We start from the raw sequence: 22479 nt of genomic DNA on the forward strand, positions 1-22479 counted from the left end.
CCGAGGCGGCTACTTCGCCCTGCGCGCCACCGTGAAGTGGTCGATGCGGTCACCGGTCTCGGCGATGCCCGACACCTTCAGCCTGGCGTAGTGGCCCTTGGAGGCGGGTTCCACGTCCACGCGCAGGAAGGAGTAGTTGAGGTAGCGCACCCGGGACCAGGCGACGGTCTCGTTGACCTTGCCGTCCTTGGTGTTGATGAAGGAGGCCACGGACTCCTGCTCGTTGAGGTGCCCCTCGTAGGAGTCCGGCGCGGTGAACGCGTACAGGCTGCGGCCCGCGGCGCCCGCCGTGACGTAGACGACCCCCTCGGTCTCGGGGTACGCGGTCTCGCCGATCGGGAGCTTCTTGGCGACCTTGTCGCCCTTGATGACGTCGGTGCGCTCGTACTGGTGGTTGTGGCCGTTGATGACCAGGTCCACCGTGTACTTCTCGAACAGCGGCACCCACTCCTGGCGCACGCCCCCTTCCGAGGCGTGGGCGGTGGAGGTGCAGTAGGCGCAGTGGTGGAAGAACACGATGATGAAGTCGATGTCCTTCGCGGCCCGGTACTTCTTCAGCTGCCCCTCGAACCAATTCGTCTGGGTGCCGCCGGAGAGGCCGAGGTTGGCCGGGATCTCGAAGGAGACGTCGTTGGGGTCCAGCGAGATGATCGCCGTGTTGCCGTAGACGAAGGAGTAGACGCCCGGCAGGTGTGCCTTGTCCGGCCCGTTGTCGGGGAGCGTGAAGCGGGCCTCCTCGCCACCGTAGCCGTTGGGCGAGTACCAGGCCTCCATGTCATGGTTGCCGTAACTCACCATCCACGGCACGGACTTGGCGACCGACTCGGTCTGGGCCAGGAACTGGTCCCACACCCGCGAGTCGAAGCCGGTGTCGGCCGACTTGCCCTGGCCCGTCGGGTCGGCGTAGGCGATGTCGCCGGCGTGCAGGTGAAAAGCCGGGTTCTGGCCGAGGAGCAGGCTGTCGTTGGCCAGGCCGTGGTAGCTGACGCCCTGGTCGCCGAAGGCCGTGAAGGTGAACGGCTTCTTGTGGGCGGGCGCGGTGGTGAAGGTGCCCAGGGTGCCGGTCAGGTGCGGTTCGGCGGGGTCGAAGCCCTGGTGGCCGACGCCGTAGTAGTAGGTCCGGCCCGGGCGCAGCCGGCTCAGCTTGGCGTGCACGTAGTACTGGGTGTGGTCGGCGCTCGCGCCGACACCGGCCGGGGTGTACAGGGTGCGCACCTCGGCCTCGATCTTGCGGGAGAGGTCCCAGGGGTGGGCGCCGATCCGGATGAACGGCTTCTTGACCGCGACCGGCACCTGCCAGGAGACGGTCATCTCCGTGCGCGGGTCGTTGCCGTAGGCGAGGTGACGGCCGAAGGGGGCGACCAGGGCGCCGTCGACGGTCGTGGCGGAGGCGAAGGTCCGGGTGGGTGTGGCGGCCTGGGCGACGGCGCCCGGCACGAACGCGCCACCGGCGACGGCGCCCAGCGTGACGGCGCCGCCCCTGATCATCGTGCGCCGGGAGAATCTGGTGCGCAGGTACTCGTGCTGCTCGGCCATGCTCATGCGCTCGGCGAGCTGCTCGGGTACGCCCATGCGAGGAATGTCCATGGCGTCTGAAACTCGTCCCCATGGGCAACGAGGTGTGGGACGCAGAATGGACAGCTCGCGAACAGACGTTCATAAGAACATCAACAGTGTCCTGCCCGATATCGGGCAGGATTCTTGCGAAACGGCTTCCGTTACCCCAGGATCTACCGGGTGCACGACGAACTTGTTGATCATCTGACGCGGTCCACGCCCCTGAGCCGGGGCGAGGCGCTGCGGGTGATCCAGGACGTGCTCGCCTACTTCGACGAGACGACCGTGGAGTTCGTCCGTCGCCGCCACCGCGAGCTCCAGGCCCAGGGCCTGGTGAACACGGAGATCTTCGGACGGATCGAGGCGGACCTGAAATATCGAGCGGTGGCGCCGCCGGAGCTGACGCTGAGGCAGCTGCGCCGCATGGTCTACGGCTAGGGGACACATCTTTATGTGCGGAATTGTCGGATACATCGGGAGGCGCGATGTCGCCCCGCTGCTCCTGGAGGGTCTGCAGCGCCTGGAGTACCGCGGCTACGACTCGGCCGGCATAGTCGTCACCTCGCCGAAGACGGCCGGCCTGAAGATGGTCAAGGCCAAGGGCCGCGTCCGTGACCTGGAGGCCAAGGTCCCGGCCCGCTTCAAGGGCACGACCGGCATCGCCCACACCCGCTGGGCCACCCACGGCGCCCCCTCCGACGTGAACGCCCACCCGCACATGGACGCCGAGGGCAAGGTCGCCGTCGTCCACAACGGCATCATCGACAACGCCTCCGACCTGCGCCGCAAGCTGGAGGCGGACGGTGTCGAGTTCCTGTCCGAGACCGACACCGAGGTCCTCGTCCACCTGATCGCGCGCTCCCAGGCGGAGAAGCTGGAGGACAAGGTCCGCGACACCCTGCGGGTGATCGAGGGCACCTACGGAATCGCCGTGATGCACGCCGACTTCTCCGACCGCATCGTGGTGGCCCGCAACGGCTCCCCCGTCGTCCTCGGCATCGGCGAGAAGGAGATGTTCGTCGCCTCGGACATCGCCGCGCTGGTCGCCCACACGCGGCAGATAGTGACTCTCGACGACGGCGAGATGGCCACGCTGAAGGCCGACGACTTCCGCACCTACACGACGGAGGGCACCCGCACGACGGCCGAGCCCACCACCGTCGAGTGGGAGGCCGCCTCCTACGACATGGGCGGCCACGACACCTACATGCACAAGGAGATCCACGAGCAGGCCGACGCCGTGGACCGCGTGCTGCGCGGCCGCATCGACGACCGCTTCTCCACCGTGCACCTCGGCGGCCTGAACCTGGACGCCCGCGAGGCCCGCCAGATCCGCCGCGTGAAGATCCTCGGCTGCGGCACCTCGTACCACGCGGGCATGATCGGCGCCCAGATGATCGAGGAGCTGGCCCGCATCCCCGCGGACGCCGAGCCGGCCTCGGAGTTCCGCTATCGCAACGCGGTCGTCGACCCCGAGACGCTGTACGTGGCGGTCTCCCAGTCGGGCGAGACCTACGACGTCCTGGCCGCCGTCCAGGAGCTGAAGCGCAAGGGCGCGCGGGTCTTCGGCGTCGTGAACGTGGTCGGCTCGGCGATCGCCCGCGAGGCGGACGCCGGCATCTATGTGCACGCGGGCCCGGAGGTCTGCGTGGTCTCCACGAAGTGCTTCACCAACACCACGGTGGCCTTCGCCCTGCTGGCCCTGCACCTCGGCCGGACCCGGGACCTGTCCGTCCGTGACGGCAAGCGGATCATCGAGGGGCTGCGCAGGCTCCCGGCGCAGATCACCGAGATCCTGGAGCAGGAGGAGGAGATCAAGAAGCTGGCCGAGCAGTTCGCCGAGGCCCGCTCGATGCTCTTCGTCGGCCGTGTCCGGGGCTACCCGGTGGCCCGCGAGGCCTCCCTGAAGCTCAAGGAGGTCTCCTACATCCACGCCGAGGCATACCCGGCATCCGAGCTCAAGCACGGCCCGCTGGCCCTCATCGAGCCCGCCCTTCCCACGGTGGCGATCGTCCCCGACGACGACCTGCTGGAGAAGAACCGCGCCGCGCTGGAGGAGATCAAGGCCCGCAGCGGCAGGATCCTGGCGGTCGCGCACCAGCACCAGGAGAAGGCCGACGAGACGATCGTGGTCCCGAAGAACGAGGACGAACTGGACCCCATCCTGATGGGCATCCCCCTCCAACTCCTGGCGTACCACACGGCGTTGGCCCTGGGCCGGGACATCGACAAGCCGCGGAACCTGGCGAAGTCGGTCACCGTCGAGTAGCGGATCCTCGCAGGACGGACCCCCATGTGATGCCACCGCTCACAGGGGGTCCGCTCGATGCGCCGGGGCCGCCCAATAGCCCGGCGCCGGCTGCCACTTGGCCGGTGACCGTCACGCCCCGGCAGGCAGCCGTCGGTGACCGGTATATGCCCTTCACAAGGGCACGAACACCTCTACGCGCGGGTAGGTTCGCTCATTCCGCCTGCACGGAAGGGGAGTTACGGGATGACGATGACGGGCCGCTTCGCCCGCTTGGCGAGCCGCCCCGCGACGGAGCCGAAGATGCGCCCGACGATGCCGTGGGTGGAGCCGACGACGATCGCGTCCGCCTCGTACTCCCGCCCGACCTCCTCGAGCTCGTGGCAGATGTCCCCGCCGCGCTCGACGAGAATCCAGGGCACCTCGGCCAGGTAGTCCGCACAGGCGAGCTCGAGGCCGAGCACCTCGGTGCGATGGTCCGGCACGTCGACGAAGACCGGTGGCTCGCAGCCGGCCCACACGGTGGTGGGCAGCCGGTTGGCGACATGCACGATGATCAGGCCCGAGCCGGAGCGATGGGCCATGCCGATCGCGTAGGCGAGGGCGCGCTCGCTGGACGTGGAGCCGTCGAAGCCGACCACGACGCCGTGCTTGAAGGCGGGGTCGCAGGAGTGGCGTGGCTCTTCCGCCGCCAGGGGCTCGGCCGCCGTAGGGTCGGCGACGGGCCGCTTGCGGTCCGCTGGTTCGAAGAATTCGTGACCGGCCATGGCTGTCTCGGCGTTGTGATCCTTGTGTGGGAGGGACGACCGTGTGCGGCGGAGCTGTGTCCGGGAATCATCTTCCCAACCCCATACCCCCAAGGGTACGGCGGCACGCCTCCTTAGCCCAGATCCCGACCACGGTGCGTGGGGGTTCCAGGGAGCATGCACGAGGGGGCGCCCGTAACGCAATGGTTGCTGCGCTGTACAGGCGGTTTGCACAGGATTCACGCGCCGCCCGCGCCCCGTTCCCACCGGACGGCCCCTCGACACAGTGACCGACGGGTCGAACACGCGTTGAACCCCGTGAGCCACGCCGCAGGGGGACGCCACAGGGAGCACGCGATGACCGGACACCGACCGCCCTCCGAGGACTCCACCACGGACGTGGTCCGCTGGGCCGCCTTCAGCTGCGTCCTCGTCCCCGTGGTCCTCCTCGGGTACGGCACCTCGCTGGCCGGCGCGACGGGCACCGCCCTCGGTCTGGCCGCCGTCACAGCCGTCTGCCGTATTCTCCTGCGCCAGTCGGAGCGCGGCGCGGCCCGCCTGCACGCCGAGGAGCGGGCGCCCCATCGTGGCCGTCGTCACAAGGGCGGTACCGGGGCCCATCGAGGCGGTCGTCACACTGGGGGAAATACACCGGTCGGCTGACCGGTTTCCATGCACCGCGACGATTCTTTTCAGCCAACTTCCAGGTTGGGCGTGTCCCTTGCCCCGACCACCCCTCAACCCCCGTTCCACCTGCACGGATAGGGTCTCCGGGGTCCTGTGCACCCTACGTGGATTAGCCACTGCCACAAGGCGCACTTCCCTGCACGGCCCACGAGTGCAACGCTTCGTGATCGAATGCTTTACGCCAAGTTGCCAAGTCGACAATGTGCCGGATGACGAACTGGTCACGCCGACACCACGGGACACAGTAGATTCGATCTTGACGTCTTACGGCGGGGGACTCGTGCCGGACCGAGGGGAAACGTGCTGGAGCGACATGCCCGACAAGTTAGGGGCGCCGCGACCACCGAGGGGGGCTTAGCAGTATGAGCCACGACTCCACTGCCGCGCCGGAAGCCGCGGCCCGGAAGCTCTCCGGGCGACGCCGCAAGGAGATCGTCGCGGTGCTGCTGTTCAGCGGCGGCCCCATTTTCGAGAGTTCCATACCTTTGTCGGTGTTCGGGATTGACCGCCAGGACGCCGGCGTGCCGCGCTACCGCCTATTGGTGTGCGGCGGCGAGGAAGGCCCACTGCGGACCACAGGGGGCCTGGAACTCACCGCACCGCATGGCCTGGAAGCGATCTCGCGCGCGGGCACGGTCGTCGTGCCGGCCTGGCGCTCGATCACTTCTCCGCCACCGGAGGAGGCGCTCGACGCACTGCGCCGAGCCCATGAAGAGGGTGCCCGCATCGTGGGCCTGTGCACCGGCGCCTTCGTGCTGGCCGCCGCGGGCCTGCTGGACGGCCGCCCCGCGACGACACACTGGATGTACGCACCGACACTGGCCAAGCGCTACCCGTCGGTGCACGTCGATCCACGAGAACTCTTCGTGGACGACGGCGACGTACTGACCTCGGCCGGTACCGCGGCCGGAATCGACCTCTGTCTCCACATCGTGCGGACGGACCACGGCAACGAGGCGGCCGGCGCGCTGGCCCGCCGACTCGTGGTCCCGCCGCGCCGCTCGGGCGGTCAGGAGCGCTACCTCGACAGGTCTTTACCAGAGGAGATCGGCGCCGACCCGCTCGCCGAGGTCGTCGCCTGGGCGCTGGAGCACCTCCACGAACAGTTCGACGTGGAGACGCTGGCGGCGCGGGCGTACATGAGCCGTCGTACGTTCGACCGCCGGTTCCGCTCGCTGACGGGCTCGGCCCCGCTGCAGTGGCTGATCACCCAGCGGGTGCTGCAGGCGCAGCGGTTGCTCGAGACGTCGGACTACTCGGTGGACGAGGTCGCGGGTCGCTGCGGCTTCCGCTCGCCGGTGGCGCTGCGCGGGCACTTCCGGCGGCAGCTGGGCTCGTCCCCGGCCGCCTACCGGGCCGCGTACCGCGCCCGCCGTCCGCAGGGCGACAAGCCGGTGGACAGCGACGGTCCGATGGGGGGCCCGGCAGGTCCGGCGCCCGGCGCGCCCGTGCCGCTGCACCCGGACAGCGGTCCGGTACCGCTCCAGACCCGTCGCACCCCGGCCCCCGTGGGCCCGTCCTCCGACAACGGCCGCGAGCTGTACGTCGGCGGCGGCCGGGCCAGCCTGCCGGGGCAGCGCAGCGGAGCATGACGTCCTGACGCCGGGCGCGGCCTGTGAAGGCCCCGCCCGGCGTTCCGGCCGCCCGGCACCGACATGGGGCGCCACAAAGACGGACGTCAGCCGTAGGGTGTTCGCATGAACGATCGCATGGTGTGGATCGACTGCGAGATGACCGGCCTCTCGCTGTCCGACGACGCGCTCATCGAGGTTGCCGCCCTCGTCACCGACTCCGAGCTCAACGTGCTCGGCGACGGTGTGGACATCGTCATCCGCCCGCCGGACCAGGCGCTGGAGACGATGCCGGAGGTGGTGCGTCAGATGCACACCGCGTCCGGGCTGCTCGACGAGCTGTCCGGCGGCACGACCCTCGCCGACGCCGAGGAGCAGGTCCTCGCCTACGTCCGCGAGCACGTCAAGGAGCCCGGCAAGGCCCCGCTGTGCGGCAACTCCGTGGGCACCGACCGCGGTTTCCTGCTGCGGGACATGCCCACCCTGGAGGACTACCTCCACTACCGGATCGTGGACGTCAGCTCCGTCAAGGAGCTCGCCCGGCGCTGGTACCCGCGGGCCTACTTCAACAGCCCGGACAAGAACGGCAACCACCGCGCCCTCGCCGACATCCGCGAGTCCATCGCGGAGCTGCGCTACTACCGCGAGGCGATCTTCGTCCCGCAGCCCGGGCCCGACTCCGAGACCGCGAAGACGATCGCCGCGAAGCACGTGCTGCCCGCGCGATAAAGCCGGGCGCGAGCACCCCTTCAGACCCTGTACACTTTTTCTCGGCCGGTCGGAGAAATCCGAACAGCCGAACATGGTGGGTGTAGCTCAGTTGGTAGAGCACCTGGTTGTGGTCCAGGTGGCCGCGGGTTCAAGTCCCGTCACTCACCCCATTCACCTCAGCCGGTGACCTTGGAAACAAGGTCACCGGCTGAGGTCGTTTCAGGAGCCGGGCGCCTTGAGGACGGTGCGCGCGGCCTTGCGGAAGGCCGTGACCAGCCGGCTCCGCTCCTCGGCGCGGGTCGCGAGGACCACATGGGCCGGCTCGACTCCGTGCAGCGGGACGGCGGTCACATCGGGGCGCAGCGCGCCGGCCCGGGGCAACGCCGTGATGGCCAGGGCCTGTCCGGAGGCGACGAGTTCGAACTTGTCCTCCAGGGCGTCGGCCAGAGGGCCGTCGGGCGCCGGGCGGCCGTCCGGGCGGGGGTCGATGCGCCAGTACGCGTTCCAGGCCGGGTCGGCGACCCGGACCAGCGGTTCGTCGGCGATGTCGTCGAGGGTGACGGACTCCTTGCCGGCGAGGCGGTGGCCGACCGGGAGCACCAGCACCCGGGGCTCCTCGTAGAGAACCGTCACCTGCGCCCCCTCGGTCGGGAAGGGCAGCCGGGTCACCAGGACGTCGACCTTGAGCTCGGACAGGGCCGTCGTCCGCTCGCTCCAGTCGACGTGCGCGGTCCTGACCTCGGCGTCCGGGTACCGCTCGCGCAGTGCGCGCACCGCCGGGGTGACGATGATCCCCGCCGTGTACCCGACGGTGATCCGGCTGGGCTCGGCGGCCGCCCGGGCGAGGCTCGCCGCCTGGGCCGCCGAACGCAGCAGTGCCTTCGCCCGGGGCAGGAAGACCTCCCCCGCCTCGGTCAGCCGGCTCCCCTGCGGGGTCCGCTCCAGCAGCCGCGCGCCCAACTGCTGCTCCAGCCGCCGGATCTGCCGGCTCAGCGACGGCTGGGTGATGTGCAGCGCCTCCGCGGCCCGCCCGAAGTGCCGGTGCTCGGCGACGGCCGTGAAGTACCGGACCAGCCGGAGGTCGAGGTCGGTCATGCCTGAAGCGTACGCCCGGGGTCACGACCGCTTCTCCGAGAAACAGGGCCTCACCTGCTGTCATGCCTGTTGCGTATTGCGCTATGCGGAACAAGCCTTGGACCCGCGCGGCCGCTCCTTCGCACGCTGGAACTCCTCACTCACCACAACGAAGGATCACCATGCGTGTGTTTGTCACCGGTGCGACCGGCTTCGTCGGGTCCGCCGTCACCCGTGAGCTTCTCGACGCCGGGCACGAGGTCGTGGGCCTGGCCCGTTCTGACCGGTCCGCCGAGGCACTGAAGGCGGCGGGAGCGGAGGTGCACCGCGGGGACCTGACCGACCTCGACAGTCTGCGCCGGGGCGCCGAGGCGGCCGACGGGGTCGCCCACCTGGCGTTCATCCACGACTTCACCAACCTGACCGCCTCGGGGGAGGCCGACCTCGAGGCGGTACGGGCCATCGGGGAGGTGCTCGAAGGCAGCGGCAAGCCCTTCGTGGTCACCTCGGGGCTGCTGACCGCGCCCGGACGCCTCGGCACCGAGGAGGACCCGGCCGACCCGGACTCCCCCGCCAAGCACCGGCACGCCTCGGAGTCCGCGACGCTCGCGCTCGCCGAGCGCGGGGTGCGGTCGTCGGTGCTGAGGCTTCCCCCGAGCGTGCACGGCGAGGGCGACGCCGGCTTCGTGCCCATGTTCATCGACTTCGCGCGGGAGAAGGGCGTCTCCGGCATGGTCGGCGACGGCTCCAACCGGTGGGCGGCCGTCCACCGGCTCGACGCGGCCCGGCTGTTCCGGCTGGCGCTGGAGGCGGCACCGGCGGGCGTACGGCTGCACGCGATCGGCGACGAGGGGGTGCCGTTCCGCGAGATCGCCGAGACGATCGGGCGCGGGCTCGATGTGCCGGTGGTGAACGTGGCCCCCGAGGAGGCGACGGACCACTTCGGCTGGCTGGGCCGCTTCGCCGCCATCGACATGCGGGCCTCGGGCGCCCGCACGCAGAAGCTGCTCGGCTGGCGGCCGGAGCACTCCGCGCTGATCCCGGATCTGGAGGCGGGCCACTACTTCAAGACCGACTGAGCACTTCGCCGGGACCCCGTTCACGGAAGGAACGGAACGCACGCCGGGCACGGGCCCGTGGCCTCAGGACGACGTCCGCGGGACCTGGCCCGTGGCCTCAGGACGACGTCCGCTCCACCAGTTCCGTGGCCAGTACCACCTGGCGGCGTTCCAGGCCCCGGGAGACCGCGGGGCGGCGGTCGGCGATCTCCGAGAGGAGAAGGTCGATCATGTGGCGGCCCATCTCCTCGATGGGCTGGCGGACGCTGGTCAGGGGCGGGTCCATGTGCCGGGCTATGGCCGAGTCGTCGTAGCCGATCAGGGCCACGTCCGAGGGGATGGCCCGGCCCTCCTCGCGCAGGACCTGGCGGGCGCCCGCCGCCATGACGTCCGAGCCGGCGAAGACCGCGTCCAGGTCGGGGCGGCGGGCCAGCAGCTTCGTCATCGCCCTGCGGCCGCCCTCCTCCGTGAAGTCACCGGCCTCGATCAGCCGCTCGTCCACCTCGTGCCCGGCGTCGAGCAGCGCGTCCCGGTAGCCGTCGACGCGTCGCTGGGCGCCGTACACGTCGAGGCGGCCCGTGATGTGCGCGATCGTGCGGCGGCCGCGGGCCAGCAGGTGCTCCACCGCCGAGCGGCCGCCGCCGTAGTTGTCGGAGTCCACCGACGGGAGCGTCTCCGCCGCCGAGCGCGGGCCGCTGATCACCGCCGGGATCTCCAGCTGGGACAGCAGGTCGGGCAGCGGGTCGTCGGCGTGGACCGACACCAGCAGCACCCCGTCGACCCGGTGCGCGGCCAGGTACTGGGCCAGCCTGCGGCGTTCGCGGTCGCTGCCCGCGAAGATCAGCAGGAGCTGCATCTCGGTCTCCGAGATCTCCGCGCCGACGCCCTTGAGCATGTCCGAGAAGTACGGCTCCGCGAAGAACCGTGTCTCCGGCTCGGGCACGACCAGCGCGATCGCGTCCGTGCGGTTGGCCGCCAGGGCGCGCGCGGCCGTGTTCGGGACGTACCCGAGCTCCGCCACCGCCGCCTCGACCGCCGCACGGGTGGCGTCGCTGACCCGGGGCGAGCCGTTGATCACCCGGGAAACGGTGCCCCGGCCGACGCCGGCGCGCGCGGCGACCTCCTCGAGGGTGGGCCGGCCACCGCTCCGGCTCCGCGCTCCGTGGCTTGCCATGGGCTCCGCCTTCCCCGCCGTGTCTCTTAGCTGGCCTGGAATCTAACAGTCCTGCCTGCTGAGGTGGACGGCACCGGGGGCTGCCGCCTCCGGACCCCCGCCTCGGCCCCGAAAGGCCTCGTCCCCGGGCTCCCCGCTCTCGATCTCGCTCGCGCGGGGGGACCCCAGGACGGCCTGAACTGGGGCCAGTTAACAGGCTGATAACTGAACGCATATCTCCGCGTCGACTCCCTTGACACCCTCGCTCCAACCCGCGAACCTTCAACACATCACGAGTGGGAGCGCTCCCACGGTACCTGACACATAAACATCCCGCACGTTCCCCGCCCGAGCCGCAGCAGAGAAAAAACGGGTCCAACAACGCCGTTGGCCGGGGGGTCGGCACGTCAGGCAACAGGAGGACGCAATGCGCACGACTACCCGCCGGTCCCACCGGCTGTTGGCCCTGGCGGCCGTCGCCGCACTGACCACGGGAGTGCTGGCGGGCTGCGCCGGCGACTCCGACGACGGCGACTCGTCGGGCTCGGGCAACAACGCCGGAGGCGGCAAGACCACACTGACCATCGGCACCTTCGGGGTCTTCGGTTACAAGCAGGCCGGACTCTACGACGAGTACATGAAGTCGCACCCCGACATCACCATCAAGGAGAACGTCACCACCCGCACCGACGTCTACTGGCCGAAGGTACTCACCCGGCTCCAGGCCGGCTCCGGCACCGACGACATCCAGGCCATCGAGGTCGGCAACATCACCGAGGCCGTGCAGACGCAGGGCTCCAAGTTCGTCGACCTCGGCAAGGACGTCGACAAGTCGCAGTGGCTGGACTGGAAGAACGCCCAGGCCACCACCGCGGACGGCAAGCTCATCGGTCTCGGCACCGACATCGGCCCGATGGCGATCTGCTACCGCAAGGACCTGTTCCAGAAGGCCGGTCTGGAGACCGACCGCACCAAGCTCGCCGCGCAGTGGAAGGGCGACTGGAACAAGTACGTCGACCTCGGCAAGCAGTACATGAAGAAGGCGCCCAGCGGCACCAAGTTCGTGGACTCGGCCTCCTCGGTCTACAACGCGGTCCTCAACGGTGAGAGCGAGCGCTACTACGACAAGAGCGGCAAGGTCGTCTGGGACGAGTCGACCGGCGTGAAGAACGCCTGGGACGTCGCGATGTCCGTGGCCACCAGCAACATGTCGGCGAAGCTCAAGCAGTTCGACAAGCCGTGGGACCAGGGCTACGCGAACGCCTCCTTCGCCACCGTGGCCTGCCCCGCCTGGATGATCGGCTACATCCAGGAGAAGTCCGGTGACGCGGGCAAGGGCAAGTGGGACGTGGCGGCCGCGCCGACCGCGGGCAACTGGGGCGGCTCCTTCATCGGCGTGCCGACGGCGGGCAAGCACCAGAAGGAGGCCATCGAGCTCGCGAAGTGGCTGACCGCGCCCGAGCAGCAGGCGAAGGTCTTCGCCAAGCAGGCCAGCTTCCCGTCGACCCCGTCGGCGTACTCGACCCTGAAGCCGGCCGCCGCCACCACGGAGTTCTTCAGCAACGCGCCGATCACCCAGATCTTCTCGGACTCGGCGAAGACGATCCCGGCGCAGGTCTTCGGCGTCAAGGACCAGCCGATCAACACCGCGCTGACCGACATCGGCATCCTCCAGGTCGAGCAGAAGGGCAAGTCCCCCGAGCAGGGCTGGGACGCTGCCACGAACGAGATCAAGGACGTGCTCGGCCAGTGACAAGCCCGAAGCAGGCACTCGCGCATCCCGCGTCGAGCGCCGAGGCCGCGCCCGGCTCCCAGCCGGGCGCGGCCCGGGGCGCTCACGGTGGCGGTACCCCGCCAAAGGGCCCGAGCCCCTGGCGGAGCAAGCTGTACCGCTGGGACATGAAGGCGTCCCCGTACGTGTTCATCGCCCCCTTCTTCGTCATCTTCGGGGCGTTCTCGCTGGTCCCACTGCTGTACACGGCCTGGTACTCGCTGCACGACGTACAGCTGTCCTCGCTGGACACCCAGACCTGGGCGGGCCTGGACAACTACCAGAACCTGCTGTCCTCGGACTTCTTCTGGAACGCCCTCAAGAACACCTTCACCATCGGTGTGATCTCGACCGTGCCGCAGCTGATGGCGGCGATCGGACTCGCGCATCTGCTCAACTACCGGCTGCGCGGCTCGACCATGTGGCGGGTCGTGATGCTGACCCCGTACGCCACCTCGGTGGCGGCGGCGACCCTCGTCTTCACGCTGCTGTACTCGTGGGACGGCGGCATGGTCAACTGGCTGCTCGACTTCGTCGGGATCGACCCGATCAACTGGCGTGAGTCCGACTGGGGTTCGCAGTTCGCGGTGTCGTCGATCGTGATCTGGCGGTGGACCGGTTACAACGCACTGATCTACCTCGCGGCGATGCAGGCGATCCCGGCCGACCTGTACGAGTCGGCGGCGATCGACGGGGCCAACCGCTGGCAGCAGTTCATCCATGTGACGGTCCCGCAGCTTCGGCCGACCATCCTGTTCACCGTGGTGATCTCCACCATCGGCGCGACCCAGCTCTTCGGTGAGCCCCTGCTGTTCGGCGGGGTCAGCGGGTCCAAGGGCGGCTCCGAGCACCAGTACCAGACGCTCGGCCTGTACATGTACGACCAGGGCTGGATCATCGGCAACCTCGGCAAGGCGTCCGCGATCGCCTGGTCGATGTTCCTGATCCTGTTGATCATCGCCGCGATCAACCTGCTGGTCACTCGACGGCTGAGGAAGTCCCAATGACCACCAGTGAACTGACTCTCCCTCAGACCCGTAAGCGGTCCCGCAGGGTGATGGGCGCGGGCAAGCAGCTGCACGCGGGCCCGGTGACCTATCTCGTCCTGGCGGTGTTCGCGCTGATCTCGCTGGCGCCCCTGGTGTGGACGGCCATCGCCGCCTCGCGCACCGACCGCAGGCTCGCCGAGACGCCGCCGCCGCTGTGGTTCGGTGGGAACCTGTTCAAGAACATGCAGACCGCGTGGGACGAGGCCGGTCTCGGCACCGCGATGCTGAACAGCGTGATCGTGGCGGGTGCCATCACGATCAGCACGGTGCTGTTCTCCACGCTCGCCGGATTCGCCTTCGCCAAGCTGCAGTTCAGGTTCTCGGGCTTTCTGCTGCTGCTGACGATCGGCACCATGATGATCCCGCCGCAGCTGGCGGTCGTACCGCTGTATCTGTGGATGGCGGACCTCGGCTGGTCCAACCAGCTCCAGACGGTCATCCTGCCCACCCTCGTGACGGCCTTCGGCACCTTCTTCATGCGGCAGTACCTGGTGCAGGCGCTGCCCAGCGAGCTGATCGAGGCGGCGCGGGTGGACGGCGCGAGCAGTCTGCGCGTCGTGTGGCACGTGGTCTTCCCGGCCGCACGGCCCGCGATGGCCGTCCTGGGCCTGCTGACCTTCGTGTTCGCCTGGAACGACTTCCTGTGGCCGATCATCGCCCTGAACCAGCAGAACCCGACCGTGCAGGTCGCCCTCAACTCGCTCGGCACCGGTTATGTCCCCGACCAGGCCGTGATCATGGCGGGCGCGCTGCTCGGCACGCTGCCCCTGCTGATCGCCTTCATCCTGTTCGGCAAGCAGATCGTGGGCGGCATCATGCAGGGCGCGATCAAGGGCTGACAGCCCGTTCTACGACTCCTGGGGCCGGACCGCCGTCGCTCCGGCCCCTCCACTCCCCCTCCCCCTCTATCAGTCGGTCTTCCACGACCTTCGATGGGAGCGCTTCCATGCCTGAACCCGAATCGCCGGCGACCCCGGTGACGTTTCCCCCCGCCTTCCTGTGGGGCGCCGCGACCTCCGCCTACCAGATCGAGGGGGCGGTGCGGGAGGACGGCCGTACGCCCTCCATCTGGGACACCTTCAGCCATACGCCGGGCAAGACCGCCGGCGGCGAGCACGGTGACATCGCTGTCGACCACTACCACCGCTACCGCGACGACGTGGCGCTCATGGCCGACCTGGGCCTGACGGCGTACCGCTTCTCGATCTCCTGGTCCCGGGTGCAGCCGACCGGCCGGGGCCCCGCGGTCCAGCGGGGACTGGACTTCTACCGCCGGCTGGTGGACGAGCTCCTCGCGCACGGCATCAAGCCGGCCGTGACGCTCTACCACTGGGACCTGCCCCAGGAGCTGGAGGACGCGGGCGGCTGGCCGGAGCGCGACACCGCGTACCGATTCGCGGAGTACGCGCAGCTCGTCGGCGAGGCGCTCGGCGACCGGGTGGAGCAGTGGATCACCCTCAACGAGCCGTGGTGCGCCGCCTTCCTGGGCTACGCCTCCGGGGTGCACGCGCCGGGCCGTACGGACTTCGCGGCCTCGCTGAAGGCGGCGCACACCCTGAACCTGGCGCACGGGCTCGGCACTTCGGCCCTGCGCGCGGCGATGCCGGCCCGCAACTCGGTGGCGCTCAGCCTCAACTCCTCGGTGGTGCGGCCCTTCTCGCGGGACGCGGCGGATCTGGCGGCGGCGCAGAAGATCGACGACCTGGCCAACGGGATCTTCCACGGGCCGATCCTGCACGGGGCGTATCCGCAGACGCTGTTCACGGCGACCGAGCTGATCACCGACTGGTCGTTCGTCGAGGACGGCGACCTCGCGCTGATCAACCAGCCGCTCGACGCGCTGGGCCTCAACTACTACACGCCCACGCTGGTGTCGGCCGCCGACGCGGACACCGCCGGACCGCGCGCCGACGGTCACGGCAACAGCGCGCACTCCCCGTGGCCGGGCGCGGACGACGTCACGTTCCACCAGACGCCGGGCGAGCGCACGGAGATGGGCTGGACGATCGACCCGACCGGCCTGCACGACCTGATCATGCGCTACACGCGCGAGGCCCCGGGTCTGCCGCTGTACATCACGGAGAACGGCGCGGCCTACGACGACAAGCCCGACCCCGACGGCCGCGTCCACGACCCCGAGCGGATCTCCTACCTGCACGGCCACCTCGCCGCCGTCCGCCGCGCGATCGCCGACGGCGCGGACGTGCGCGGCTACTACCTGTGGTCCCTGCTGGACAACTTCGAGTGGGCGTACGGCTACGAGAAGCGGTTCGGCGCGGTCTACGTGGACTACACGACGCTGGAACGGACACCCAAGTCCAGTGCCCTCTGGTACGGCCGGGCGGCCCGCTCGGGCACGCTCCCGGAGGTCCACAGCATTCAGTGACCACTGCGGAGGCGGGGGACGGGGAAGGGGCGCGGCAGCCGAGGGGGGTGCCGCGCCCCGCCGGCTGTCACCGCAGCAACGCCACCGCCAGCACCGCGGCCAGCGTCACCAGGACCACCGAGACCGTGGCGACGGCGGCGAAGTAGCGGACGCGTTCCGAGGTGGGCCGAGAGACGACCTCGATGCCGGTGCGGGAGGGGAAGGCGAAGTAGTCGCGGTGCGGGTCGGCGTGGACGCGCACCTGGGCCAGGGGGAGGCGGCGCAGGGTCGCGCGGCGGGCCACCTCGTTCTTGCGCGGGGTCAGATGGGGCGCGATCAGGGCTTCGTCCGACTCGTCCAGGTCGTCCGGGAGTTTGTCGGTGGTCCTGCGCAGGACGTTCTCGTGCCAGTCGCCGGTGTTGCCCGTCGCGCGTCTGAGGTCCGCCCGGCCGGGTCTGCGCTCCCTGGCCCGGTGCGGGGTGTGCCGGATCCAGCCCTCGGTCCACACGGTGAAGCGGCCGGTGCCCCGGCACTCCGGGTGCGTGACGCGCTTGGTGCCGGAGCACGCGGTGCACTCCACCTGGCCGCTCTTGCGGCAGTCGGGGCAGTCGAGTTGGCGTCGGCCACGGCACTTCGGGCAGGCCACGTCGTCGATACGGCAGCGCGCGCAGCGGACCCGGGCCGCCCGGTCGGCCGCGCTCGTCCCGGCCCGTGGACGAGCCCGGTCGGCCGCGTTCGTCCCGGCCCGTGGACGCGGGGGCTTCCGGGAGCGCGGGCGGCCGGTGCCCTCGCACTCCCAGCAGGCGTCCGGGCCGGCCTCGCAGACGGGGCAGTCGACGAAGCGGGGGCAGTCGAGGACGCCTCGTCCGCGGCAGGGCCCGCACTTGTTCGTGCCGCCGTCGCAGTCCGGGCAGCGCTCCTCGTCGAGCGACCCCTCGCGCACCAGCAGCATGCTGCGGGCCTGCTCGGGGTCGTCGGGCGGCGGAACCGGGTGCGAGTCGAGGACGGTGTAGGTCGGGCGGTTCGCGATGTCGTCCCGGCTGCCCGGTTCCCGCATCGGACGCTCGCCGCGTGTCTCGAGCGACCGGACGATGCGGAAGTCCAGCAGGATCGTCCAGGTCAGCGCGGCGGCGCCGGGATCGGTCAGACGGCCGGCGACTCCCCGTCGGCCGGCATGGGCCTCGACCGCCTCGAGTATCTCGGTGTCGGACGGTCTTCCGGCCATGGCCGCTCCCCCTGTCGACGACCGGACGGTCGGACGATCAGGGTAGGAGCGGCCCGCCCGGTCGGCAAGGTCGCCTCAGCGTGCTTCCCGTACGACCGCCACCTCGCCCGGCGCGACCGTCACCCGGCCGCCTTCGGCACTCCTGCCGCTGAGCAACTCGGTTGCCGATCCGGCGACTTGGATCTCGGCGTGCCGCTCACCGTGGTTGATCAGGAACAGGTAGTCGGCGTCCTCGCCCCTGCGCAGCACGGCCTCGACACCGTCCGGTGTCTCCCGCACCGGCTCCACGCCCGCCTCCCGGCTGATGCGGTCCAGCAGGCCCGCGAGGGTCGCCGGGTCCGGGTGCGTGGCCAGGTACCAGGCCGTGCCCTCGCCGTGGGTGTGCCGGGTGACCGCCGGGACTCCGGCCAGGGGGCCCGAGGTGTACGACGTGACGGCCTCCGCGCCTTCCAGGTGCACCCGCTCCGACCACAGGGACGCCGTGCCCCCGTCGCTCAGGCCGAGGGACTCGCCGGGCAGCAGCGGGAAGAGTTCGTCCGTGCGGACCCCGAGGGGCTCCCGGAACGCGCCGGGGTAACCCCCCAGGCGGACATGGCAGTTGGCGTCGACGGCTCCGCTGTGGAAGCCGACGACCAGGGTGCCGCCGGCCGAGGCGAAGGTGGTGAGGTTCGCGGCGCCGGCGTCGTCGACCAGGTACAGCGCCGGGGCCAGCACCAGCCGATAGGACGACAGGTCCGCGTCGGGACGTACGAAGTCCACCGCCACCCCGGCCCGCCACAACGGCTCGTACCAGGAGCGGACCACGTCCAGGTAGCGGACGTTCTCGCTCGGTTGGGAGGGCAGCTCAAGGGCCCAGCGGGCGTTCCAGTCCCAGGCGATGGCGACCTCGGCGGCGCTCCCGCTGCCCCGGACCTCCGCCAGCGACTTCAGGTCCGCGCCCAGCGCCACCACGTCACGCCAGATCCGGCTGTCCGTGCCCGCGTGCGGGAGCATCGCCGAGTGCCACTGCTCGGCGCCCGCCTTCGCGGCCCGCCACTGGAAGTAGGCGATGCCGTCGGCACCTCGGGCGACATGCCCGAGAGCGTTGCGGCGCAACTCACCTGGATTCTTCGCCCTGTTGACCGGCTGCCAGTTCACCGCGCCCGTGGAGTGCTCCATCAGCAGCCACGGGCCGCCCGCCAGGGAACGGACCAGGTCGCCGCTGAGCGCGATGTCGATCTGGGACTCGGGGTCGGTGGAGCGCAGGTAGTGGTCGTTGGAGACGACGTCCAGCTCGGGTGCCCAGCGCCAGTAGTCGAGCGCGTCGAAGTTGTACATCACCATGAAGTTGGTGGTGGCCGGCACGGAAGGGGCGGCCTCCCGCAGCACCTCGCGCTCCGCCTTGCACAGCGCCAGCAGCTCGTCGCTGCAGAAGCGCCGCCAGTCCAGCCGGTGGGTCGGGTTGGGCACGGCTCCGGTGGCGCGCGGCGGGATGATCTCGTCCCAGTCGTAGTACCACTGGCTCCAGAAGGTGGTTCCCCAGGCGTGGTTGAGGGCGCCCAGGTCGTCGTCGTACTTCCGACGCAGCCAGCCCCGGAAGGCCTGGGCCGAGGTGTCGCAGTGGCACTCGGCGTTGTGGCAGCCGTACTCGTTGTGGATGTGCCACATCACCACGGCCGGGTGGTCGGCGTACCGCTCCCCGAGGACGCGGGCGATCCGCAGGGCCGCCTCCCGGTAGGCGGGGCTGGAGGGGCAGAACGTCTGGCGGCTGCCGTACGACAGTCTCCTGCCGTCCTTGTCGACGGGCAGCGCGTCCGGGTGCTTGCGGAAGAACCAGGCCGGTGGGGCCGCCGTGGGTGTCGCCAGGTCGGCGGCGATGCCGTGCTCGTGGAGCAGGGCGAGGATCTTGTCGAGGCGCGTGAAGTCGTACTCGCCCTCGCGCGGCTCCAGCAGCGCCCACGCGAAGATGTTGACGCTGACCATGGTCACGCCCGCCTCGCGCATGAGGCGTACGTCCTCGGCCCAGACCTCCTCGGGCCACTGCTCGGGGTTGTAGTCGCCGCCGTAGGCGATGCCCCCGGGGATCATCGGGTGTCTCCGCCGAGCAGCCGGCGGGTCGTCTCCACGCCCCACTGGTCCAGGGACAGCAGGCGGTCGCTGGACGCCATGAGGCCGCCCGTCGCCTCCACGTGGGCCGCCCAGCGCTCGCGGGTCTCCACGGCCGGGCGGGCCATCAGGCAGTCGGGGTCGTTGACCCAGAGCCGGCCGTGCTGCCACTGGCGGCCGACGCCGGTGAACTCGGCCGGGTCCTGGCCGGGCTGGCTGAAGTCGTCGGCCTCGGGGCGCCGGTGCGGGGCCGTGTCGGGACTGACCCGCATGGCGTCGAACAGGCCGATCGAGGGCAGCAGGGGCGCCCCGCAGCCGAGCAGGTAGGCGTCCTCGCCGATCGCCTCGCGGATCAGCTCGATCCCGGAGCGGTACGCGGTGAGCGCGTCCGCGGAGGAGTGCCGTACGCCTTCCAGCGCCCCCGCGTACAGGAAGTCGACCTTGAAGTAGTCGTAGCCCTCGGACACCAGTGTCCTGAAGACCGACGCCAGGTACTGCGCCGCGTCGGGGTGGGTGGTGTCCAGGACGCACAGGTCGTGGCCCCAGTTGCGGCCGGCGTGCAGGAAGCCTCCGTCGAGGTCCTCGACCAGCCAGTCGGGGTGCTCGGCGGCCAGGTCGCCGGCCGGGTCGACCAGGAAGGGGGCCGTCCAGATGCCGGCGCGACGGCCCCGCGCCCGGATGGCGTCGGCGATGCCCGCGCGGGAGCGGAAGCGGCCGGAGAGGGTGAGCCAGTCGCCGAGGGCCTTCTGGTAGCCGTCGTCGATCTGGACGACGTCGACGGGCAGGTCGAGGGTGTCCATCGCACGGAGGTTCTCGTGGATGTCGTCCTCGGTGACGCCGGTGAAGTACTCGTACCAGGAGCACCAGACGGTGGGCGCCGGACGAGGGGCCGGGACCCCGAGTCCGGCGGCCCACTCGGCCAGCGTCGCCTGGATGTCCGTGCCGGTGAACTCCTTCACCGGGCCGTCGGCGCTGATCTCCGCGAGGTCGCCGTCGACGGTCAGCCGGATCGACGGGACCTCACGGGTCGGTTCCGCCGCCGCCCACAGCCGTACCGGCGAGCCGTCGCCCGGGTCCAGCGCCAGCAGGCCCTCGCCCTGGAAGGTGCCTTCGGGGACGGTGACGCCCGGCCGGTAGCAGACCGTCGCCCAGTTGTCGTTCGCCGGGCGGTACGGCCTGTCGCCGAGGGCGTAGGCGCCGCTGGGGCTCCAGGACTGCCAGCCCTCCTCGTGGACCCGGGCCCCGCGGGGATCCACGGGCACGGAGGCGAGCGGGGTGAAGGGGTGGGGCACGGTGGTTCTCTCTCAGGTGCGGGCGGTCAGCCCTTGTTGGCGCCGAGGGTCAGTCCGCTGACGAACTGGCGCTGCAGCACGAAGTAGACGATCAGAGTGGGGATCGCGGTGAGCAGGGCGCCGGCGGCGACCAGGTTGGGGTCGGTGAAGTACTGGCCGGAGAGGTTGTTCAGGGCCGAGGTGATGGGCATGTTCTCGCCGGTCGAGATCAGCACGATGGCCCAGAAGAAGTCGTTGTAGATCCAGATGGACAGCAGGGTGCCCAGCGCGGCCATGGCCGGCTTGCACAGCGGGAGCACGATCTGCCAGTACATCCGCCACACCGACGCCCCGTCGACGAGCGCGGCCTCGGTCAGCTCGTGGGGGAGCATCCGCATGTAGTTGCTGAGCACGAAGGCGCAGAACCCGGACTGGAAGGCCACGTGGATGAGGACCAGGCCGAGGGCGGAGTCGTAGAGCTTGCCGCTCATGGTGATGCCGGGCAGGTCGACAAGCAGGTACAGCCGGTACAGCGGGGTGATGATGACCTGCTGCGGCAGCAGGTTGCCCGCGGTGAAGACCAGCAGCAGGAAGATGTTCAGGCGGAAGTCGAAGCGGGAGACGTAGAAGGCGACCATCGACGACAGCAGCAGCGTGACCAGGACCGCGGGCACGGCGATGATCAGCGTGTTGCCGAAGTAGTGCAGCATGTCGGACTGCTGGAAGGCGTTCTTGAAGTTGTCGAAGTTCAGCGTGTCCGGCCAGGACACGTAGCCCTTGGTGCTGGTCTCCGAGTAGGGGCGCAGGGCGGCGAAGACGGCCCACAGCAGGGGGGCGAGCCAGGCCAGTGCGGTGCCGGCGAGGAAGACGTGCAGCAGGACCCGGGCGGGGCGCACCGGCGTCCTGGTCTTGAGAGCGAGGGTGCTCACGCTTGCCGCTCCTTCCGGAAGGTCGCGATCAGGTAGGGGATGATGACCGCCAGGGAGATGACCAGCAGGACCACGGCGATCGCGGAGCCGTAGCCGATCCGACTGGACTCGCCGATGATGTTGTTGGTGATCAGGATCGACAGCAGCTCGGTGCCCTGGGCGCCCTTGTTGAAGACGAACACCAGGTCGAAGGCGCGCAGGGCTTCGATGATCGTGACGACCAGGACGACGGTGTTGGTGGGGCGCAGGGTGGGGAAGATGACGTTCTTGAACGTCTGCCACTCGTTCGCGCCGTCCAGCGACGACGCTTCCCGCAGGGAGGGGTCCACGCCCTTGAGCCCGGCCAGGTAGAGGATCATCATGTAGCCGGTGTGCCGCCAGGACGCGGCGATCAGCACGGCCCACAGGTTCAGGTCCGGGTCGCCGATCCAGTCGATGTAGTGGCCGGGCTTGTTGGCCCCGATGAGGCTGTTGATCAGGCCGGTGTCGGGGTTGTAGACCAGCTGCCACACGAACCCGGTCACCGCGAGGGAGACCACGACCGGCAGGAAGAACGCGGTCTGGTAGACGCGGGAGAAGCGGATCTGCTTGTCCAGCTGCACGGCCAGGAACAGGCCGAACGGCGTCGGGATCAGGATGAGCACGACGAACCAGATGATGTTGTGCTCGACCGCGGGCCAGAACTGCGGGTTGTCGGTGAACAGCTGACGGAAGTTGTCCAGCCCGACCCACTTGATGGAGCCGAAGCCGATGCCGTCCCAGCTGGTGAAGGCCAGCGCGATCGACGCCAGCGCGGTGACCCAGACCAGGGCCACGTGCAGGACCGTGGGCACGCCCGCCATGAAGGCGAGCGTGATGCGGTCACGGCGGGTCAGCAGGCGCTTGTGGCCCTGCGGGACCCGCTTGGCAGGGGCAGGGCCCGAAGGCGGCACGGCGGCCGCCTCCGGGCTCTTCGTGTTGATGTCGGTAGTCATTCAGC

At 70.0% G+C, this 22479-nt stretch carries 19 protein-coding genes and 1 tRNA gene; 11 read left to right on the forward strand and 9 right to left on the reverse strand.

From position 1 onward, the window contains the following. Positions 1 to 9 precede the first annotated feature (9 nt). The gene (locus IOD14_RS38385) at positions 10 to 1572 is read right to left on the reverse strand and encodes a metallophosphoesterase family protein (RefSeq protein WP_212672725.1); all 1563 of its coding nucleotides are present in this window, start codon (positions 1570 to 1572) and stop codon (positions 10 to 12) included. A 165-nt stretch (positions 1573 to 1737) separates the two neighbouring features. On the opposite strand from IOD14_RS38385, the gene IOD14_RS38390 reads away from it, so the two are divergent. After that, positions 1738 to 1995 (forward strand): hypothetical protein, encoded by a 258-nt coding sequence (locus IOD14_RS38390; RefSeq protein WP_123989410.1) that lies wholly within the window; start codon positions 1738 to 1740, stop codon positions 1993 to 1995. Between the two features lie 13 nt (positions 1996 to 2008). After that, positions 2009 to 3826 (forward strand): glutamine--fructose-6-phosphate transaminase (isomerizing), encoded by a 1818-nt coding sequence (glmS, locus tag IOD14_RS38395; RefSeq protein ID WP_123989411.1) that lies wholly within the window; start codon positions 2009 to 2011, stop codon positions 3824 to 3826. 218 nt (positions 3827 to 4044) lie between these two features. Here glmS and IOD14_RS38400 read toward each other — a convergent pair whose 3' ends face one another. Beyond that, the gene (locus IOD14_RS38400; protein WP_020123262.1) at positions 4045 to 4572 is read right to left on the reverse strand and encodes a universal stress protein; all 528 of its coding nucleotides are present in this window, start codon (positions 4570 to 4572) and stop codon (positions 4045 to 4047) included. A 336-nt stretch (positions 4573 to 4908) separates the two neighbouring features. On the opposite strand from IOD14_RS38400, the gene IOD14_RS38405 reads away from it, so the two are divergent. The 4 genes from IOD14_RS38405 to IOD14_RS38420 all read left to right on the forward strand — a co-directional run bounded on the left by IOD14_RS38405 (position 4909) and on the right by IOD14_RS38420 (position 7690). Further along, the gene (locus IOD14_RS38405; protein WP_123989412.1) at positions 4909 to 5214 is read left to right on the forward strand and encodes a hypothetical protein; all 306 of its coding nucleotides are present in this window, start codon (positions 4909 to 4911) and stop codon (positions 5212 to 5214) included. A gap of 386 nt (positions 5215 to 5600) precedes the next feature. Continuing rightward, positions 5601 to 6830, forward strand: a complete 1230-nt coding sequence (locus IOD14_RS38410; protein WP_123989413.1) for a helix-turn-helix domain-containing protein — start codon at positions 5601 to 5603, stop codon at positions 6828 to 6830. Between the two features lie 105 nt (positions 6831 to 6935). Continuing rightward, entirely contained in the window at positions 6936 to 7538 is a 603-nt protein-coding gene (orn, locus tag IOD14_RS38415; protein ID WP_123989414.1) for an oligoribonuclease, read from the forward strand. 76 nt (positions 7539 to 7614) lie between these two features. Then, positions 7615 to 7690, forward strand: a tRNA-His gene (locus IOD14_RS38420). Positions 7691 to 7739: 49 nt separating this feature from the next. On the opposite strand, the gene IOD14_RS38425 is transcribed toward IOD14_RS38420, so the two are convergent. Then, on the reverse strand, positions 7740 to 8615 hold the full coding sequence (locus IOD14_RS38425; protein WP_212672726.1) for a LysR family transcriptional regulator: 876 nt from the start codon (positions 8613 to 8615) through the stop codon (positions 7740 to 7742). 161 nt (positions 8616 to 8776) lie between these two features. On the opposite strand from IOD14_RS38425, the gene IOD14_RS38430 reads away from it, so the two are divergent. Then, positions 8777 to 9673, forward strand: a complete 897-nt coding sequence (locus IOD14_RS38430) for an SDR family oxidoreductase (RefSeq protein ID WP_212672727.1) — start codon at positions 8777 to 8779, stop codon at positions 9671 to 9673. A 97-nt stretch (positions 9674 to 9770) separates the two neighbouring features. On the opposite strand, the gene IOD14_RS38435 is transcribed toward IOD14_RS38430, so the two are convergent. Next, positions 9771 to 10826, reverse strand: coding sequence for a LacI family DNA-binding transcriptional regulator (locus tag IOD14_RS38435; RefSeq protein ID WP_123989493.1), 1056 nt, complete (start codon positions 10824 to 10826; stop codon positions 9771 to 9773). A 406-nt stretch (positions 10827 to 11232) separates the two neighbouring features. On the opposite strand from IOD14_RS38435, the gene IOD14_RS38440 reads away from it, so the two are divergent. The 4 genes from IOD14_RS38440 (at position 11233) to IOD14_RS38455 (ending at position 16011) form a co-directional block, all read left to right on the forward strand. Next, entirely contained in the window at positions 11233 to 12558 is a 1326-nt protein-coding gene (locus IOD14_RS38440; RefSeq protein ID WP_123989494.1) for an ABC transporter substrate-binding protein, read from the forward strand. After that, the gene (locus tag IOD14_RS38445; RefSeq protein WP_212672728.1) at positions 12555 to 13583 is read left to right on the forward strand and encodes a sugar ABC transporter permease; all 1029 of its coding nucleotides are present in this window, start codon (positions 12555 to 12557) and stop codon (positions 13581 to 13583) included. Before IOD14_RS38440 ends, IOD14_RS38445 begins: the two co-directional genes overlap by 4 nt. Beyond that, positions 13580 to 14464 (forward strand): carbohydrate ABC transporter permease, encoded by an 885-nt coding sequence (locus tag IOD14_RS38450; RefSeq protein WP_174269143.1) that lies wholly within the window; start codon positions 13580 to 13582, stop codon positions 14462 to 14464. The genes IOD14_RS38445 and IOD14_RS38450 overlap by 4 nt, the downstream gene beginning before the upstream one ends. Positions 14465 to 14571: 107 nt before the next feature. Continuing rightward, positions 14572 to 16011 carry a GH1 family beta-glucosidase gene (locus tag IOD14_RS38455; RefSeq protein WP_123989496.1) on the forward strand — a complete coding sequence of 480 codons (1440 nt, stop codon included), beginning with the start codon at positions 14572 to 14574 and terminating at the stop codon, positions 16009 to 16011. A gap of 67 nt (positions 16012 to 16078) precedes the next feature. Here the strand turns inward: IOD14_RS38455 and IOD14_RS38460 are convergent, their stop codons facing one another. From IOD14_RS38460 to IOD14_RS38480, 5 genes are all read right to left on the reverse strand, one after another. Continuing rightward, positions 16079 to 17215 carry a hypothetical protein gene (locus tag IOD14_RS38460; protein ID WP_212672729.1) on the reverse strand — a complete coding sequence of 379 codons (1137 nt, stop codon included), beginning with the start codon at positions 17213 to 17215 and terminating at the stop codon, positions 16079 to 16081. 75 nt (positions 17216 to 17290) lie between these two features. Continuing rightward, a complete protein-coding gene (locus IOD14_RS38465) occupies positions 17291 to 19282 on the reverse strand; it encodes a beta-galactosidase (RefSeq protein ID WP_212672730.1) in 1992 nt (663 codons plus the stop codon). Then, the gene (locus tag IOD14_RS38470; RefSeq protein ID WP_212672731.1) at positions 19279 to 20592 is read right to left on the reverse strand and encodes a glycoside hydrolase family 36 protein; all 1314 of its coding nucleotides are present in this window, start codon (positions 20590 to 20592) and stop codon (positions 19279 to 19281) included. The genes IOD14_RS38465 and IOD14_RS38470 overlap by 4 nt, the downstream gene beginning before the upstream one ends. A 26-nt stretch (positions 20593 to 20618) precedes the next feature. After that, complete coding sequence (locus IOD14_RS38475; RefSeq protein WP_123989500.1) at positions 20619 to 21500, reverse strand: carbohydrate ABC transporter permease; 882 nt, start codon at positions 21498 to 21500, stop codon at positions 20619 to 20621. Beyond that, positions 21497 to 22474 carry a sugar ABC transporter permease gene (locus tag IOD14_RS38480; protein WP_123989501.1) on the reverse strand — a complete coding sequence of 326 codons (978 nt, stop codon included), beginning with the start codon at positions 22472 to 22474 and terminating at the stop codon, positions 21497 to 21499. Before IOD14_RS38480 ends, IOD14_RS38475 begins: the two co-directional genes overlap by 4 nt. Between the last annotated feature and the right edge of the window lie 5 nt (positions 22475 to 22479).

It is taken from the genome of Streptomyces sp. A2-16 (assembly GCF_018128905.1).
Classification (GTDB): domain Bacteria; phylum Actinomycetota; class Actinomycetes; order Streptomycetales; family Streptomycetaceae; genus Streptomyces.